The 16,076-nt window shown below is 70.5% G+C and carries 17 protein-coding genes; 11 read left to right on the plus strand and 6 right to left on the minus strand.

Annotation, left to right across the window (positions count from 1 at the left end; translation table 11 throughout):
- Positions 1–70: 70 nt before the first annotated feature.
- Positions 71–1,264: an RtcB family protein gene (locus tag FHS39_RS17220; protein ID WP_184350247.1), complete on the plus strand. Its 1,194-nt coding sequence runs from the start codon at positions 71–73 to the stop codon at positions 1,262–1,264.
- Positions 1,265–1,269: 5 nt separating this feature from the next.
- Here the strand turns inward: FHS39_RS17220 and FHS39_RS17225 are convergent, their stop codons facing one another.
- Entirely contained in the window at positions 1,270–2,055 is a 786-nt protein-coding gene (locus FHS39_RS17225) for a hypothetical protein (RefSeq protein WP_184350248.1), read from the minus strand.
- Positions 2,056–2,609: 554 nt separating this feature from the next.
- Here FHS39_RS17225 and FHS39_RS17230 point away from each other — a divergent pair.
- Positions 2,610–3,683 (plus strand): cytochrome P450, encoded by a 1,074-nt coding sequence (locus tag FHS39_RS17230; protein WP_184350249.1) that lies wholly within the window; start codon positions 2,610–2,612, stop codon positions 3,681–3,683.
- Positions 3,670–4,896 (plus strand): cytochrome P450 family protein, encoded by a 1,227-nt coding sequence (locus FHS39_RS25880; protein ID WP_184350250.1) that lies wholly within the window; start codon positions 3,670–3,672, stop codon positions 4,894–4,896. Before FHS39_RS17230 ends, FHS39_RS25880 begins: the two co-directional genes overlap by 14 nt.
- Before the next feature lie 58 nt (positions 4,897–4,954).
- On the opposite strand, the gene FHS39_RS17240 is transcribed toward FHS39_RS25880, so the two are convergent.
- The 4 genes from FHS39_RS17240 to FHS39_RS17255 form a co-directional block, all read right to left on the minus strand.
- Positions 4,955–5,335, minus strand: a complete 381-nt coding sequence (locus tag FHS39_RS17240; RefSeq protein ID WP_045932412.1) for a VOC family protein — start codon at positions 5,333–5,335, stop codon at positions 4,955–4,957.
- 114 nt (positions 5,336–5,449) lie between these two features.
- On the minus strand, positions 5,450–6,211 hold the full coding sequence (locus tag FHS39_RS17245) for an SDR family NAD(P)-dependent oxidoreductase (RefSeq protein WP_184350251.1): 762 nt from the start codon (positions 6,209–6,211) through the stop codon (positions 5,450–5,452).
- A 47-nt stretch (positions 6,212–6,258) separates the two neighbouring features.
- Positions 6,259–6,594 carry a YnfA family protein gene (locus FHS39_RS17250; RefSeq protein ID WP_184350252.1) on the minus strand — a complete coding sequence of 112 codons (336 nt, stop codon included), beginning with the start codon at positions 6,592–6,594 and terminating at the stop codon, positions 6,259–6,261.
- A 7-nt stretch (positions 6,595–6,601) separates the two neighbouring features.
- On the minus strand, positions 6,602–7,168 hold the full coding sequence (locus FHS39_RS17255) for a hypothetical protein (RefSeq protein WP_078847680.1): 567 nt from the start codon (positions 7,166–7,168) through the stop codon (positions 6,602–6,604).
- A 127-nt stretch (positions 7,169–7,295) separates the two neighbouring features.
- Here FHS39_RS17255 and hemL point away from each other — a divergent pair, with 127 nt between their 5' ends.
- From hemL to FHS39_RS17295, 8 genes are all read left to right on the plus strand, one after another.
- Positions 7,296–8,621 carry a glutamate-1-semialdehyde 2,1-aminomutase gene (gene hemL, locus FHS39_RS17260; RefSeq protein WP_184350253.1) on the plus strand — a complete coding sequence of 442 codons (1,326 nt, stop codon included), beginning with the start codon at positions 7,296–7,298 and terminating at the stop codon, positions 8,619–8,621.
- 5 nt (positions 8,622–8,626) lie between these two features.
- A complete protein-coding gene (locus FHS39_RS17265; RefSeq protein WP_184350614.1) occupies positions 8,627–9,313 on the plus strand; it encodes a histidine phosphatase family protein in 687 nt (228 codons plus the stop codon).
- A 209-nt stretch (positions 9,314–9,522) separates the two neighbouring features.
- Positions 9,523–10,734 carry a polysaccharide deacetylase family protein gene (locus FHS39_RS17270; protein ID WP_184350254.1) on the plus strand — a complete coding sequence of 404 codons (1,212 nt, stop codon included), beginning with the start codon at positions 9,523–9,525 and terminating at the stop codon, positions 10,732–10,734.
- 63 nt (positions 10,735–10,797) lie between these two features.
- Positions 10,798–11,424 (plus strand): TlpA family protein disulfide reductase, encoded by a 627-nt coding sequence (locus tag FHS39_RS17275; protein WP_184350255.1) that lies wholly within the window; start codon positions 10,798–10,800, stop codon positions 11,422–11,424.
- Positions 11,425–11,482: 58 nt separating this feature from the next.
- Positions 11,483–12,223: a cytochrome c biogenesis CcdA family protein gene (locus FHS39_RS17280; protein ID WP_184350615.1), complete on the plus strand. Its 741-nt coding sequence runs from the start codon at positions 11,483–11,485 to the stop codon at positions 12,221–12,223.
- Positions 12,224–12,226: 3 nt separating this feature from the next.
- Positions 12,227–13,981: a cytochrome c biogenesis protein ResB gene (gene resB / locus FHS39_RS17285; RefSeq protein WP_184350256.1), complete on the plus strand. Its 1,755-nt coding sequence runs from the start codon at positions 12,227–12,229 to the stop codon at positions 13,979–13,981.
- Positions 13,978–15,078: a c-type cytochrome biogenesis protein CcsB gene (ccsB, locus tag FHS39_RS17290; protein WP_184350257.1), complete on the plus strand. Its 1,101-nt coding sequence runs from the start codon at positions 13,978–13,980 to the stop codon at positions 15,076–15,078. The genes resB and ccsB overlap by 4 nt, the downstream gene beginning before the upstream one ends.
- Positions 15,079–15,162: 84 nt before the next feature.
- Positions 15,163–15,690: an SRPBCC domain-containing protein gene (locus tag FHS39_RS17295; protein WP_184350258.1), complete on the plus strand. Its 528-nt coding sequence runs from the start codon at positions 15,163–15,165 to the stop codon at positions 15,688–15,690.
- 18 nt (positions 15,691–15,708) lie between these two features.
- On the opposite strand, the gene FHS39_RS17300 is transcribed toward FHS39_RS17295, so the two are convergent.
- Positions 15,709–16,074: a PLD nuclease N-terminal domain-containing protein gene (locus FHS39_RS17300; RefSeq protein WP_246470326.1), complete on the minus strand. Its 366-nt coding sequence runs from the start codon at positions 16,072–16,074 to the stop codon at positions 15,709–15,711.
- Between the last annotated feature and the right edge of the window lie 2 nt (positions 16,075–16,076).

Below are 16,076 nucleotides of genomic sequence, written 5' to 3' on the forward strand. Positions count from 1 at the left end.
CCGCTGTCGTGAATCGGAGCTTAGGTCCGATTTTTGCTTTATCTCAGTTTTTCGGGGGAATGGAACAGATATGTCGTACGTCGAGGTGCCCGGCGCCCGGGTCCCGATCCGTATGTGGGCCGACCCGGCCACGGTGGAGCCCGTCGCCATGCAGCAGCTGCGCAACGTCTCCACCCTGCCGTGGATCCAGGGTCTGGCCGTGATGCCGGACGTCCACTTCGGCAAGGGCGCCACGGTCGGCTCGGTGATCGCCATGCGGGGCGCGGTGTGCCCGGCGGCGGTGGGCGTGGACATCGGCTGCGGGATGTCCGCGGTGAAGACCTCGCTGACGGCCAATGACCTGCCGGGCGATCTCTCGCGGCTGCGCTCGAAGATCGAGGAGGCGATCCCGGTCGGCTTCTCGATGCACGACGACCCGGTCGACCCCCGGCGCCTGCACGGGCTGCCGACGGCGGGGTGGGACGACTTCTGGGGGCGGTTCGACGGAGTGGCCGAGGCGGTCAAGTTCCGCCAGGGGCGGGCGCTGAAGCAAATGGGAACACTTGGCTCGGGCAACCATTTTTGGGAGCTATGCCTCGATTCGGACAATTCGGTCTGGATCATGCTCCACTCCGGGTCTCGGAACATCGGCAAGGAGCTGGCCGAGTACCACATCGGTGAGGCACGGAAGCTGTCGCACAACCAGGGGCTGGTCGACCGCGACCTCGCAGTGTTCATAGCCGACACTCCGCAGATGGCGGCTTACCGGCACGACCTGTTCTGGGCGCAGGAGTATGCCCGGCACAACCGCGAGATCATGATGGCGCTGTCCCAGGATGTGCTGCGCCGGGAATTCAAGAAGGCGAAGGTGACCTTCGAGCCGGTCATCTCCTGTCACCACAACTATGTGGCGGAGGAGACCTATGAGGGCGTCGACCTGCTGGTCACCCGCAAGGGCGCGATCCGCGCGGGCGGCGGGGAGTACGGCATCATCCCGGGCTCGATGGGCACCGGTTCGTACATCGTGCGCGGCCTGGGCAACGACGCGTCGTTCAACTCCGCCTCGCACGGTGCGGGCCGCCGGATGAGTCGTAACAAGGCGAAGAAGCTGTTCTCCGAGCGGGACCTGGCGGAGCAGACTCGGGGCGTCGAGTGCCGCAAGGACCGCGGCGTCGTCGACGAGATCCCGGCTGCCTACAAGCCGATCGAGCAGGTCATGGCACAGCAGCGGGATCTCGTCGAGGTCGTGGCGAAGCTCAAGCAGATCGTCTGCGTGAAGGGCTGACTGGGCTACTGCTTCTGCAAGCGCCAGCGACGGATCTGGCAGGAATTCTTCGACCTGCCCAATTGCTCGGCCGCCTCGTCGAGGGACGAGGCGGTCAGGAGGATTCGGTCTTCTCTCTGGGTCCAGCTGCGGCGGGGGCGTGGCGGCCGCATGTGTGCGGGGCGAACCCAGGCGCCGACCTCGGTTGCTGCTGTGCGCTTGCGCTCAAGAGCCAGGCATTCCTGGTGGTAGAGGTGCTGTGCCACTGCCGCCCCGGCCTCTCGCATGTACATGATGTTGTACGCGCGGTCGCGGACGTTTCGTCCCGTCAGACGGTGAATGCCGAGCGTCAGCTTGGTGTAGCGGCACAGATAGGTGGCGATCGCGGTGCTTGTCGTTGCGAGGCTGATGAAGGGCAGGTCCTGGGCTGTGAAGCCCACGGCGCCATCGGCATCGATGATCCCGCGCAGGTAATCCGGGCGGGAGAACGGAACGCGGGGCGGCGCGATTCTGGTGGACTTCTTCCCATAGGGGAGACCCAGCTCCACGAGGCGCTGCCGCGCTTCCATCGAGCAAACGGTCCAGATGGCGGACCGATGGCTCTCCGAGAAGCTGGTGGCTCTCGTGCGCTCGCTTACGGTGCTGTTGTACGGGCACAGCTCCTGGAAGGTGTGGAGTATGCCGATGTCGCGGTAGCTGATCTCGATGCTCAGGCGGCCTTTTCGGCCGGGGCCTGCGTGCATGTGCCCGTCGGCCTGCAGGAAGCCGAACATGTATGCGTAGCGTGGGTCTTCCAGGTCCATGAAGGTCATGTGGTGATCGTGTGATGCACCCGTTGCCCCCGGGGTGGGTTTCGCCGTCCGCCCCTCGAACTAGCGAGCGTGCAGTGTTGCGTACGCGCCGCTTCCGCTTACGCCGCTGCTCACGCATTCTGCGGGTGCATATACGGACAACACTGGGGTCAGTGGTTCCACTAGGAAAAAAGCGGAACCATTGACACCTTCCGTTACAGGCCGGTTCACTCACCCCCAACAGCTGGGCGCGGCAAGCGTCATCCCCACGGTGGCGCACCAATTGCCGTGTCCGGCGCACCGGTTCGGTGCGCCGACGAGCATGGGAGGAGAGAAGACCGATGTCGAAGTTCCTTGCTGCCGTACGCAATGCGGGTATCCCGATCTGCCGTGAGGTGCCGCTCTTCAAGAAGAGCGAGCCCAGCCTCAAGCAGAGTGCCTGGTACATCTGGTACTAGGCCCGGCCGGTACCGGTGACGGGCCCGCACGCGGCGGAGCCGGTTTTTCCTTCCGGCGCCGCCGTGTGCGGGCCCCCGGCATTTCCGCGCCGGAAATCCCCCCTGGAGCCTCCCCTGATGCCACCCGCAATACCGCACCCGGCCGCCCGCCGGGCCACCGTATTCGCCCCCCGCCTCCAAGCCCTCTTCGACGAACACCTCGGCAAGGACCTCGCCCGGCTGGAGCCCGACACGATCGGCATCGCCGGCGCGGAGCTGGCGGACCGGATCCTCTCCGCCCGCAAGGCGACGGAGACCGAACGGCCCACGTTCAAGCCCCTGCACGGGCGGTCGATCTCCAGGACCGAGGCGTCCGCGGGGATCAGGACGATCGGCCGGGACATCCGCGAAGCGCTCACGCATCCGATCCCCGAGCGGACGGACCTGTCGGGGCCGTGGCCGATCACCGGGCACATGTTCCTGCGGGATCTGGTCCTGCGCGGCGACCCGTACCGGCTGCGCATCCTCATGAGCCGCAAGCTGGAGATCGACACCAAGCTGACCTGGACGACCATCGTCGTCGGGGCCGCCCTGCCCGGCCGGCCGAAGCCGGGCCCGCGCCTGACCCACACCGCGCACCTCGTCGCCGAGGCGGAGGGCTATCAGGACCGCCGGTACGCCATGGGCATGTACCGCCGCCTGGCGGCGCCCGTGTGCTTCACCATCTCCACCCTCGTCGCCAACGCCCTGTGGCTCGGCGCCCCCTTCGACGAGGGCGTGCCCAGCCGCAACATCCTTTACGAGGCCATGCGGCTGCTGCCCCCCTCGTGGAACCTGCTGCGCAACCGCTCGCCCGAGTACCCCGTGATCGACGACCGGATCAGGCCCGGCGACGACCTGCTGATGCTGCCGCTGCTCACCCACCGCGACCCCGCCCTGTGGGACGCGCCGGACGCATTCCGGCCCGAGCGCTGGGACACGCTCGACCCCGACGACACCCCCGGATACATGCCCTTCGGCCATGCGTCCGAACGCTGCTGGGGGCGGCACATGGTCATGCCGCTCGCCGAACTCCTCCTGGACCACATACGCCGCACCGGCCTGGTCGTCGCCCCCGGGCAGCGCACGGCCGAGGTGCCCCTCCTCGGGCTCCTCGGCGTGAAGGAGATCCACATCGGCCCGAGGAGCAGGATCCGCCGTGCCCGAGCCTGAGCTCCCCGAGCCCGAGCTCCCCGAGCCCGAGGTCCTCGCGCCCTCGTTCTACGACCGGGCCCACGCCGTCCACCGCCTGTGGCGGGAGGGCGGGGGCGTCCGTCATGCACGCTTCCCCGGGGCGGCGGGGATCGAGGGATGGGTCGTCACCGGCTACGACGACGCCAGGCGGCTGCTGGCCGATCCGAGGCTGTCCAAGCAGGACGCGGTGCAGAAGTTCGGCCGGCGCACCGGGCGGACCGAGGGCCCCGGCGAGGCGCTGTTCACACACATGCTCAACTCGGATCCGCCGCAGCACACCCGGCTGCGCAGGCTCGTCCAGAAGGCGTTCACCGCGCGGCGGACGGCGGCCCTGCGTCCGATGATCGAGGCCCATGTGGCCGCGCTGCTGGACGAGTGGGAGGGGCGCGAAGAGGCGGAGCTGATCGGCGAGTTCGCGCTGCCCCTGCCGGTGGCGGTCGCCTTCGACCTGTTCGGGGCGTCCGACGCGGACCACGAGATGCTGCAGGTGCGGGGCAACACGCTCGGCGGCGGCCGGGGCGACGGCGAGGTGTCGGTGTTCACCGCCGAGCACATGCACGCCTACCTCGGCGCGCTGATCGCCCTCAAGCGCGAGAACCCCGACGACGGGATGCTCTCGGCCCTGATAGCGGCCCGGGACGAGGGCGACGCGCTGAGCGCGGACGAGATCACCTCCATGGCCTTCCTCCTGGTGGTGGCGGGCCATCAGACGACCGTCAACCTCATCGCCAACGGCGTCCACACCCTCCTCACCCACCCCGGCTCCCTCGACGCGCTGCGCGCCGATCCGTCGCTGATGCCCGGGGCGGTCGAGGAGATCCTGCGCTACGAGTCCCCGTCGGGCCTGGCGTCCCTGCGCTACACCACCGAGCCCGTCACGGTGGGCGAAGCGACCGTTCCGGAGGACGAGTTCGTCCATATCGGTCTGCTCGGCGCCAACCGCGACCCGGCCGTGTTCGCCGATCCGGACCGGTTCGACATACGCCGCGAGAACGCCTCGAAGCACCTCGCCTTCGGGCACGGCATCCACCACTGCCTCGGTGCGCCCCTCGCGCGGCTGCAGGCCGGGATCGCGTTCACCGCGCTCCTGGAACGCTTCCCCGGACTGCGGCTCGCCGAGGGGCACGAGGCGCGGTGGCAGGCCAACCCCCGCCACCGCGGGCTGCTCGAACTGCCGGTGCGGCTGCGCTGAGCGTTTCCGGTCGCGCAGTTCCCCGCGCCCCTTACGGGGCGCGGTACCGCACCCGCGCTCAGGCGTCCTGCGGGTACCAGCGCAGCTCCACCGTGTTGCCGTCCGGGTCCTGGACGTAGACGGACTGGGCGTCCCCGCGGGCGCCGAAGTTCGTGTACGGGCCGCGGACGGAGCCGAAGGTGCCCGCGTCGATGACGGACTGCCAGTCGAGGGGTTCGACGACGAGGCAGATGTGGTCGACGTTGGACTGGCCGCGCTCGCGTTCGACCAGGTCGATGATGGTGGTGGGGCTGACGCGCACGGAGGGGAAGGGGACCTCGCCCGCGCGCCATTCGGCCACCCGGACCGGCTCCAGGCCGAGCGGGCCGCAGTAGAAGTCGAGGGCCCGCTCGGCGTCGGAGACGTTGAGGACGAGATGGTCGAAGTCGATGACGCGCATGAGGGCTCCTTCTGCTGCGGTGCGTGACCTCGACCGTAGCCGCCCTTGATCGTTTGCGCGATCGGTCGTTGGGACTAGGGCCGGGACTAGGGCCCGAGGCTCAGACCCCGCTCCTCACGACTCGCGGTGCACCTTGTAGTTGGACGCCTGGGCGCGCGGGCGCAGCACGAGCAGGTCCACGTTGACGTGGGCGGGGCGGGTGACGGCCCAGGTGACGGTGTCGGCGACGTCGTCGGCGTCCAGGGGCTCGGCCACGCCCGCGTAGACGGCGGCCGCCTTCTCCTCGTCGCCCCGGAAGCGGGTGACGGCGAAGCCCTCGGTCTTCACCATGCCGGGGGCGATCTCGACGACGCGCACCGGCTGCCCGCACAGTTCCAGGCGCAGGGTCTCGGCGATGACGTGCGCGCCGTGCTTGGCGGCGACGTAGCCGCCGCCCCCCTCGTAGGTGGCGAGGGCGGCCGTGGAGGACAGGACGACCACGGTGCCCTCGGCGGCGACGAGGCGGGGGAGGAGGGCCTGGGTCACGTTGAGGACGCCGAGGACGTTGACCTCGTACATGGCGCGCCAGTCGGCGGGGTCGGCGGTGGCGACGGTCTCGGTGCCGATGGCGCCGCCCGCGTTGTTGACCAGGACGTCGATGGAGTCGTGGGCGTCGAGGGCGGCGGCGAAGGCGTCGACGGCGGCGCGGTCGGTGACGTCGAGGGGGTGGGCCGTGGCCCGGTGGCCCTCGGCCGTGAGCTCGGCGGCCAGCGCCTTGATCCTGTCCTCGCGGCGGGCGGTGAGGACGACGTGGAAGCCGGCGGCGGCGAGGCGGCGGGCGGTGGCGGCGCCGATGCCGCTGCTGGCGCCGGTGACGACTGCGGTGCGGGTGGTCATGGTGAGGCCTCCGGGGGTGCCGTGATCTGTCCGCAGCATAGGCCGGGTCAGCGGCCGCGCGGCGCGTACATGATCAAAGCGACACCGAGCAGACAGACGAGCGCGCCGGCCACGTCGTAGCGGTCGGGGCGGAAGCCGTCGGCGACCATGCCCCAGGCGAGGGAGCCGGCGACGAAGACCCCGCCGTACGCGGCGAGGATCCGGCCGAAGTGGGCGTCGGGCTGGAGGGTGGCGACGAAGCCGTACGCCCCCAGGGCGGCGATCCCGGCGATGATCCAGGGCAGGCCTCGGTGCTCTCGCACGCCTTGCCAGACGAGCCAGGCGCCGCCGATCTCCAGGAGAGCGGCGAGCAGGAAGAGGGCGATGGAGCGGAGGAGGAGCATGGCGTCGTTACGGCCAGACCAGGCAGTAGGGCTGATGGCCCGCCTCGTGCAGGCGGTGGGAGAAGTCCTGCCATTCGTGCAGCAGTCGGTAGACGGTGAAGGCGTCGCGCGGGCCGCCGCGGTCGGGGACCGTGGACCAGATGAAGGCGGCGGCGCCCACCGATTCCTCGCCAATGCCGCGCAGCGGGTCGACGACGGTCATGGGGAGCTTGACGACGGCGTAGTCGGGGTGGAGAACGACCAGCTCCAGCGGGGGGACCTTGTGCAGGGGTATGCCCTCGATGCCGGTGAGGACCATGGCGGCCACGGTCTCCGGCTTGATCTTGGTGAACATGCCGCCCATGCCCAGCTCGTCACCGCCGAGCTCCTCGGGGCGCATGGAAATGGGAACGCGGGCCGCGGTCGCGCCGTTCGGCGCCCCGAAGTACTTGTAGGTCACCCCCACCCGGCCACTCCCGCTCACGCTGTCTTCCCGGCGTTGTTCCTCGCGCCGGTGTCGTCCTTTGCCGGGCCATCGGGCGGGCTCGGGGCCCAGGTCATCGGTGCCCTCGCCCAGTCCGCCACCGCGATGCATATCTCCACCCGACCGCTTTTTTACGCAGCACAGCCCCAGCCGCGCAACCCGATCATCGTCTCAGAGACCTCCCCCGTGAACCGCGTGCGAAACGCCCGGACGCGACTGCCCGCGCGGCTCTGAGACCATGGCTGGCGTGAGCTACCCATATGACGCCCCAGTCTCCCAGACGCTCTTCGACCGCGCGGCCGTCGTGACGCCCGGTGGCGTGAACTCTCCGGTGCGTGCGTTCCGTGCCGTGGGCGGTACGCCCCGCTTCATGGTGTCCGGCACTGGTCCGTACCTCACCGACGCGGATGGCCGGGAATATGTGGACCTCGTGTGCTCGTGGGGACCGATGATTCTCGGCCATTCCCACCCCGAGGTGATCGCGGCCGTGCAGGAGGCCGTCGCGCGCGGCACGTCCTTCGGCACGCCCGGTGAGGGCGAGGTCGCCCTGGCCGAGGAAATCGTCGCCCGGATCGAGCCCGTCGAGCAGGTGCGCCTGGTGTCCTCCGGCACCGAGGCGACCATGTCGGCGATCCGCCTGGCCCGCGGCTTCACCGGCCGCGCCAAGGTGATCAAGTTCGCGGGCTGCTACCACGGGCACGTGGACGCCCTGCTGGCCGCGGCCGGCTCGGGCCTCGCGACCTTCGCCCTGCCGGACACGCCCGGGGTCACGGGCGCGCAGGCCGGCGACACCATCGTGCTGCCGTACAACGACCTGCAGGCGGTGCACGAGGCCTTCCACACCCATCCGGGCGAGATCGCCTGTGTGATCACGGAGGCATCGCCGGGCAACATGGGCGTGGTGCCGCCGGCGCCGGGCTTCAACGAGGGGCTGAAGAAGGCGTGCGCGGACAACGGCGCGCTCTTCATCTCCGACGAGGTCATGACGGGCTTCCGCGTCTCGAAGGCCGGCTGGTACGGCATCGACGGCGTCACGCCCGACCTGATGACCTTCGGCAAGGTCATGGGCGGAGGCTTCCCGGCGGCGGCCTTCGGCGGCCGGGCCGATGTGATGGCCCACCTGGCCCCGGCGGGCCCGGTGTACCAGGCGGGCACGCTCTCCGGTAACCCGGTGGCGACGGCCGCGGGCCTGGCGCAGCTGCGGCTGCTGGACGACGCGGCGTACGAGAAGGTGGATGCGGTGTCCGCCGAGATCCGCACCCTGGTCGGCGAGGCGCTGACCAAGGAGGGCGTGGTGCACCGGCTGCAGACCGCCGGGAACATGTTCTCGGTGTTCTTCACCGGGTCCGAGGTCACGGACTACGAGAAGGCGCGGGCGCAGGAGTCCTTCCGGTTCACGGCCTTCTTCCACTCGATGCTGTCGCAGGGCGTGTACCTGCCGCCGTCGGCGTTCGAGTCGTGGTTCGTCTCGACGGCCCACGACGCGGCGGCCGTCGAGCGGATCGCGGCGGCGCTGCCGGCCGCGGCGCGGGCCGCGGCCCAGGCGAGCGAGGGGGAGAAGTGAGCGGTATGCAGGAGCAGGGCAAGGACATCACCGTCGTCCATCTGATGCGCCACGGTGAGGTGCACAACCCCGAGGGCGTGCTCTACGGGCGCAGATCGGGCTACCACCTGTCGGACCTGGGCCGGCGGATGGCGGACCGGGTGGCGGAGCACCTGACCGGGCGGGACGTGACGTACGTGGTCGCCTCGCCGCTGGAGCGCGCGCAGGAGACGGCGACGCCGATCGCGAAGGCGCACGGTCTGGACCTGGCGACGGACGAGCGGCTGATCGAGGCGGGCAACGTCTTCGAGGGCAAGACGTTCGGGGTGGGTGACGGTGCGCTGCGCAAGCCGGCGAACTGGAAGCACCTGACCAACCCGTTCCGCCCGTCGTGGGGCGAGCCGTACGTCGAGCAGGTCGTGCGGATGATGGGTGCGCTGGACGCGGCGAAGGACGCCGCGCGGGGGCACGAGGCGGTGCTGGTGAGCCATCAGCTGCCGATCTGGATCGTGCGCAGCTTCGTGGAGAAGCGGCGGCTGTGGCACGACCCGCGCAAGCGGCAGTGCACGCTGGCGAGCCTGACGACGTTCACCTACCGGGGCGACAAGATCGTTTCGGTGGGGTACAGCGAGCCGGCCCGGGATCTGGTCCCGGCTCATCTGCGGGCGGGCGCGAAGCCCGTGAAGGGCGGCCAGAAGGCCTTCGGCGCGTAGCGCCCGGGTCGTGCGCGCCGGCGCGTGAGTCATCGGGGCGTCAGCCCTACCCGCCCGGCGCGCATTCGGCGTCCGGTACGCCCGAATGGCGCGTAAAAACCGGCAAAAGGCCGCAACCGTCCCGGCTCGGCGAGCCCTCGTTCCCCATGTCGATTTATATGACGACGTGGGGGTGCGAGGGCACGGCGAGAGCGACGGACGGAGCCGACATGCGCGAGATATCCCGGCGAGGCCTCCTCGGAATGGGGGTGGGAGCGGCCGCGGCGCTCGGCGTGGCCGGCTGCTCGGCCCGCAGCGCTCCGCCGGCGGCGAAGCCGGTCCCGCCCGCCGCCAAGGCGGCCGCCCGGGCCCGGCTGCGTCCGATAGGCGACGGCTCCACGGCGGACGCGGGGGAGCAGCCCCATCAGCCCCCCAAGCCCGAGCCGCTGGAGCCGGGGCAGAAGCCCCCGCAGTTCGTGATCTTCTCCTGGGACGGGGCGGGCGAGGTCGGCAACGGCCTGTTCCCGCGCTTCCGGAAGCTGGCCCGGGACCACGGGGCCAAGATGACGCTCTTCTTCTCCGGGGTGTACTGCCTGCCGGAGGACAAGCGGCACCTCTACGAACCGCCGAACAACCCGGTCGGCGCCTCGGACATCGGCTACCTCTCCGACGAGCACATCAGGGCCACGCTGGAGAACCTGCGCGAGGCGTGGCTGGAGGGCCACGAGATAGGCACGCACTTCAACGGGCACTTCTGTTCCGGGCGCGGTTCGGTGGAGCACTGGACGCCCGGGGAGTGGGAGTCGGAGATCGAGCAGGCCGTCTCCTTCGTCACCCGCTGGCGCACGAACACCGGCTTCACCGATCTCGACCCGCTGCCCTTCGACTACCGCAAGGAGCTCATAGGCGGCCGGACCCCCTGCCTGCTGGGCCAGGACAACCTGCTGCCGACCGCGGCGAAGCTCGGCTGGCGCTACGACGCCAGCTCCTCCGGCGGGCTCCAGGTGTGGCCGTCGAAGAAGCACGGCCTGTGGGACCTCCCGCTGCAGGAGATGCCCTTCCCCGGGCGCTCCTTCGAGGTCCTGTCCATGGACTACAACATCCTCGCCAACCAGTCGAACAACTCCACCCGCGGCCCCTCCCGCCACTACCCGGACTGGCGGCGGCAGGCCACTGAGGCCTACATAGCCGGTTTCGAGCGGGCCTACGAGACGAACCGGGCGCCCTTCTTCGTGGGCAACCACTTCGAGGAGTGGAACGGGGGGATCTACATGGACGCGGTGGAGGAGGCGTTCAAACACATCGCCGACGATCGGCGCAAGGACGTGCGTCTGGTCTCCTTCCGGCAGTTCGTCGACTGGCTCGACGTGCAGAGCCCGGCCGTGCTGGCACGGCTGCGCCGCCTGGACGTGGGCGAGAAGTGGAGCGCCCGGGACCGCTGAGCCCCCGGAGGAGAGCGAGGGGGGTGCGGAAGATCCCCAAACGGCGCATGCGAAACTTTTCACATGAGTGCCTGCCGCGCCCTTCGACGCCCTCGATCCCGCCGTCGTACGTCCGTGCCGGCCGCCGCCGGTGTCGTCCTGGCAGCGCTGGCGCTGAGCGCCTGCGGCTCGGGGTCGAAGTCGAGCAGCGGCGGGCAGACCCAGTTCGTCCAGGGGACGGGCGGGGTGAGTGTGGTGAAGGACCGTTCCGGCCGCCAGGACGCGCCCGACCTGTCGGGCAAGACCCTGGACGGCAAGGAGCTCGACGTCGCCAAGGACTTCAAGGGCAAGGTCGTCGTCCTCAACGTCTGGGGCTCGTGGTGCTCGCCCTGCCGGGCCGAGGCGTCCAACCTGGTCAAGGTCGCGAACGACTTCAAGGACAAGGGCGTGCAGTTCGTCGGGCTCAACACCCGTGACGCCGACACCGCCCCGGCCAAGGCCTTCGAGAAGGAGTTCCAGGTTCCGTACCCGAGCCTGTTCGACTCCTCCGGCAAGCTGCTGCTGCGCTTCCCCAAGGGCAGCCTGAACCCCCAGGCCATCCCCTCCACGATCTTCATCGACCGGGACGGCAAGATCGCGGCCCGGGCGCTCAAGGCGCTCACCGAGGACGAGCTGCGCAAGACGCTCGACCCGCTGGCGGCGGAGAAGTGACCCGGTGACCGCCGCCCTCGCCGCCGGCGCGACGAGCACCCTGGCCGCCGCCGGTGACATGAACCAGACCGTCCTCACCGGCGCGCTGCTGCTCGCGCTGCCCGTGGCGCTGCTCGGCGGGCTGGTCTCCTTCTTCTCGCCCTGCGTGCTGCCGCTGGTGCCCGGCTACCTGTCGTACGTCACCGGCGTCAGCGGCGCGGACCTGGCCGAGGCCAGGCGGGGCCGGATGGTCGCCGGATCCTCCCTCTTCGTGCTCGGCTTCACCGCCGTCTTCGTCTCCTTCGGCGCGCTCTTCGGCTTCTTCGGCGAGACCCTGCTGGAGTACCGCGGCACGATCAACACGGTGCTGGGCTCCCTGACGATCGTGCTGGGCCTGGCCTTCTCGGGGATTCTGAGCCGGTTCGGGCAGCGGGAGTTCCGCTTCCACACCCGGCCGGTCATGGGCCTGGTGGGGGCGCCGCTGCTGGGCGCGCTCTTCGGGCTGGGCTGGGCGCCGTGCATCGGACCGACGCTGGCCGCCGTGCTGTCCCTCTCCTCCAACCAGGCGAGCGCGGGCCGGGGAGCCCTGCTGACGGTCGCCTACTGCGTGGGCCTGGGACTGCCCTTCATACTCGCCGCGGTGGCCTTCCGGCGCGCCCTCGGCGCGTTCGGCTGGGTCAAGCGGCACTACGCGTGGGTCATGCGCATCGGCGGGGGGATGCTCGTCGTGGTCGGCGTGCTCCTCGTCACCGGGGTGTGGGACAGCATGGTCACGGACCTGCAGACGTGGACGCAAGCGAACTTCACCCCTGGGATCTGATCGATGGCCAAGACCGATAGCACCGCTTCCCCGCAGACGCGGGAGCCGCGGCAGGACGAGGAGGACGACGGCACCGCCGGCGCCCCGCTGTCCACCGCGCCCACCGAGGAGGGCGGGCAGGCGATGCCCGGCTCCTTCGGGGGCGTGCGGGCCCCCGGCTTCCTCGGCGCGCTCGCCTGGACGGCGCGCGAGGCCATCGGCTGGGTGCGCTGGTTCTGGCGGCAGCTGACCTCGATGCGGGTCGCGCTGATCCTGCTCTTCCTGCTCTCCCTCGCCACCATCCCCGGCTCCCTGGTCCCGCAGACCAGCGTGGACGCGGTCAAGGCGCAGGGCTGGAAGGACCAGCACAAGACGCTCGCGCCGATCTACGACAAGCTCGGCCTCTTCCACGTCTACAGCTCGGTGTGGTTCTCGGCGATCTACATCCTGCTGTTCGTCTCGCTGATCGGCTGCATCGTCCCGCGCACCTGGCAGTTCGTCGGCCAGCTGCGCAGCCGCCCGCCGGGCGCGCCCCGCCACCTGACCCGGATGCCCGCCCACGCCACCTGGCACACGGACGCCGAGCCCGAGCAGGTGCTGGCCGCGGCGGCCAAGGTCCTGCGCGCCCGGCGCTTCCGCACCGAGGCCCGCAGCGAGGCGGTCGCCGCCGAGAAGGGCTACCTCCGCGAGGCGGGGAACCTGCTCTTCCACATCTCACTGATCGTGCTGCTGGTGGCCTTCGCCTCCGGACAGCTGTGGAAGTCCGAGGGCGGCAAGCTGATCGTCGAGGGCGACGGCTTCTCCAACACGCTCACCCAGTACGACGACTTCAAGTCCGGCTCCCTCTTCGACCCCGAGGACCTGGCGCCCTTCGGCTTCCGGCTCGACGGCTTCACCGGGACCTACGAGCGCACCGGCCCCCAGAAGGGCACGCCCCGCGAGTACGCCGCCCACGTCACGTACTGGGACGGCTCCGACGGCGCCGAGCACAAGACGGACATCAAGGTGAACGAGCCGCTGGAGACGGCCGGCTCGAAGGTCTACCTGATCGGCCACGGCTACTCCCCGATCGTCACCGTCCGGGACGGCAAGGGCGACATCGCCTACCGGGGCGCGGTGGGCGCGCTGCCGCTGGACAGCAACGTCACCGAGACCACCGTGCTCAAGGTGCCCGACTACCGGGACAAGAACGGCAACAAGGACCAGCTCGGCTTCAAGGGCTTCTTCGTGCCGACCCTGGACCTGCGCACGGGCACGATGTTCTCCCAGTTCCCGGGGCTGGACAATCCGGTGCTCGTGCTGACCGCCTATCACGGCAGCCTGGGCATCGACTCCGGCATGCCGCAGAACGTGTACCAGCTCGACCTGTCCAAGATGAAGCAGTTCAAGGACAAGGACGGCAGCGCGTTCAAGAGCATGCTCAAGGCCGGTGACACCATGACGCTCCCGGACGGCGCCGGCACGCTGAAGTTCGAGGGCATCAAGAACTGGGCGACCTTCCAGGTCTCGCACCAGCCCGGCAACGAGACGGCGCTCGCCGGGGCCGCGGCCGCGCTGCTCGGCCTCGCCGGTTCGCTGTTCATCCAGCGGCGCCGCATCTGGGTGCGGGCCGTCGAGGGCGAGGACGGGCGTACGGTCGTGGAGCTGGCCGGCCTCGGCCGCAGCGAGTCCGCGCGGCTGCCCGAGGAACTCGCCGACATCGCGGTCGCCCTGCAGGACGCCGCACCGCTCGTCACCCCCGCAGACCCCGCCGAACCGTCCGAAGGAGCGCGCGCGTGAATCTCGCCGCCGCAACCAACGAGAACCTGGCCCACATCAGCAATGTGCTGGTCTATTCGGCCATGGCCGTCTACACCCTCGCCTTCCTCGCGCACATCACCGAGTGGGTCTTCGGCAGCCGCAGCGCGGTCGGCCGCACGGCCGCCGCGATCACCACGCAGCCGGCCGCCGTCACCGTCACCGCGCGCGCCGAGAGCGCGAAGGGCGGCGGCACGGCCGTCCTCGAGCGCCCCAAGGTGATCACCCGCGCCGCCCCCGGCAGCCGTGACGTGCCCGACGGCCCCGGCGCGGCCGGCGGCAGCGAGAAGGGCGACCTGTACGGCCGTATCGCCGTCTCCCTGACGGTGCTGGCCTTCGCGCTGCACGCTGGCGGGGTGCTCACCCGCGCGCTGTCCGTGCAGCGGGCGCCGTGGGGCAACATGTACGAGTTCTCCACGACCTTCGCGATGGTGGCCGTCGGCGTCTACCTGGGCCTGCTCGTCGCGAAGAAGAACATCCGCTGGCTGGGCCTGCCGCTGGTCACCACCGTCCTGCTGGACCTGGGCCTGGCCGTCTCGGTGCTCTACACCGCCAGCGACCAGCTGGTGCCCGCGCTGCACTCGTACTGGCTGTGGATCCACGTCTCCTGCGCGATCTTCTGCGGCGCCGCGATGTACGTCGCCGCGGTCTCCACGCTCTTCTTCCTCTTCCGCGACCGCTACGAGGCCCGGCTGGAGGCCGGGGAGAGCGACGCCGGGCGCAGCACCTTCGCCCGCGCCATGGACAACGCGCTGTCGCGGCTGCCCTCCGCGGCCACGCTCGACAAGTTCGGCTACCGCATCAACGCCACCGTCTTCCCGCTGTGGACGTTCACGATCATCGCGGGCTCGATCTGGGCCGAGGCGGCCTGGGGCCGCTACTGGGGCTGGGACCCCAAGGAGGTCTGGTCCTTCATCACCTGGGTCGCCTACGCCTGCTTCCTGCACGCCCGCGCCACGGCCGGCTGGAAGGGCCGCAAGGCCGCCTACCTGGCGCTGCTCGCCTTCTCCTGCTACCTCTTCAACTACTACGGGGTGAACCTGCTGCTCAACGGCAAGCACTCCTACGCCGGGGTCTGAGGGCCCCGGACGGGCATGCCGTACGGCCCGCCACCCGCCGCTTCCAGCGCGCGGGCGGCGGGCCGTCGTGCTAGAGCTGGAGACATGGAGATCCCCTCCCCCTACGGCTCGTCCGAGAGCAAGGGCGACCAGCACACGCTCCACTACGAGCTGTCCGTCCCGCACCCACAGGCGGACGTGTGGGCCGCCATCGCCACGCCCGAGGGCCTGCCGACCTGGCTGGCCGCCGCCGAGCCGTTCGAGCAGCGCGAGGGCGGCGCCATCACGCTGCGCTGGCTGAACACCGACCCCGAGGGCAAGGCCACGGTCGCCCCCGGGCAGGTGACGGCCTGGGACCCGCCGCGGCTGGTCGAGTACACGGTCGACATCCACGGCCGGATCCGCTTCGAGCTGGAGCCCGCACCGGCGAGCGTCGGGGGGACGCTGCTGCACTTCACCAATGAGCTGACGGGCGCGGAGGACACCCGCCTGGACTGCCTGGCGGGCTGGCACCACCACTTCGAGTACCTGCTGAGCGCGCTGGCCGGGCACCCGGCCGACTGGTCGGCGTGGCAGCCGGACCGGTGGCGGAAGCTGCGCACGGAGTACCAGCGGGGCCGGCCGCCGCAGTGAGACGGCGGTGACGCGGGGTCAGCCCGCGGCGCCGTCCTTGCCGTCCGTGTTCTTGTCGTCCCGCCGCAGCGACCGCAGGAACTCGGGGTTGTCGTCGGGCGCCACCCAGCGCTGCCCGCCGCCGGGCGCCGCGCGGCGGCTGCGGGGGCGGCCCGCGATCAGCCAGGCGACCGGGCCCAGCAGCACCTCGCCGAAGAGCAGGATGACCAGCACCCACGCCATCTTCGGCAGGCCGCGGACCTCATCCTCCGGGGTGTTCAGGCAGTCGATGAAGGCGTAGATCCACAGGGCCAGGACCAGCAGGAACGGCAGATACCTCAGCATGGTGGCGGCCCCCGGGACGTGATGCTGCGGGCCGCGCGGACGGCCCCCGTGACGGGTCAAGG

It is taken from the genome of Streptomyces olivoverticillatus, from assembly GCF_014203555.1.
Taxonomy (GTDB): domain Bacteria; phylum Actinomycetota; class Actinomycetes; order Streptomycetales; family Streptomycetaceae; genus Streptomyces; species Streptomyces olivoverticillatus.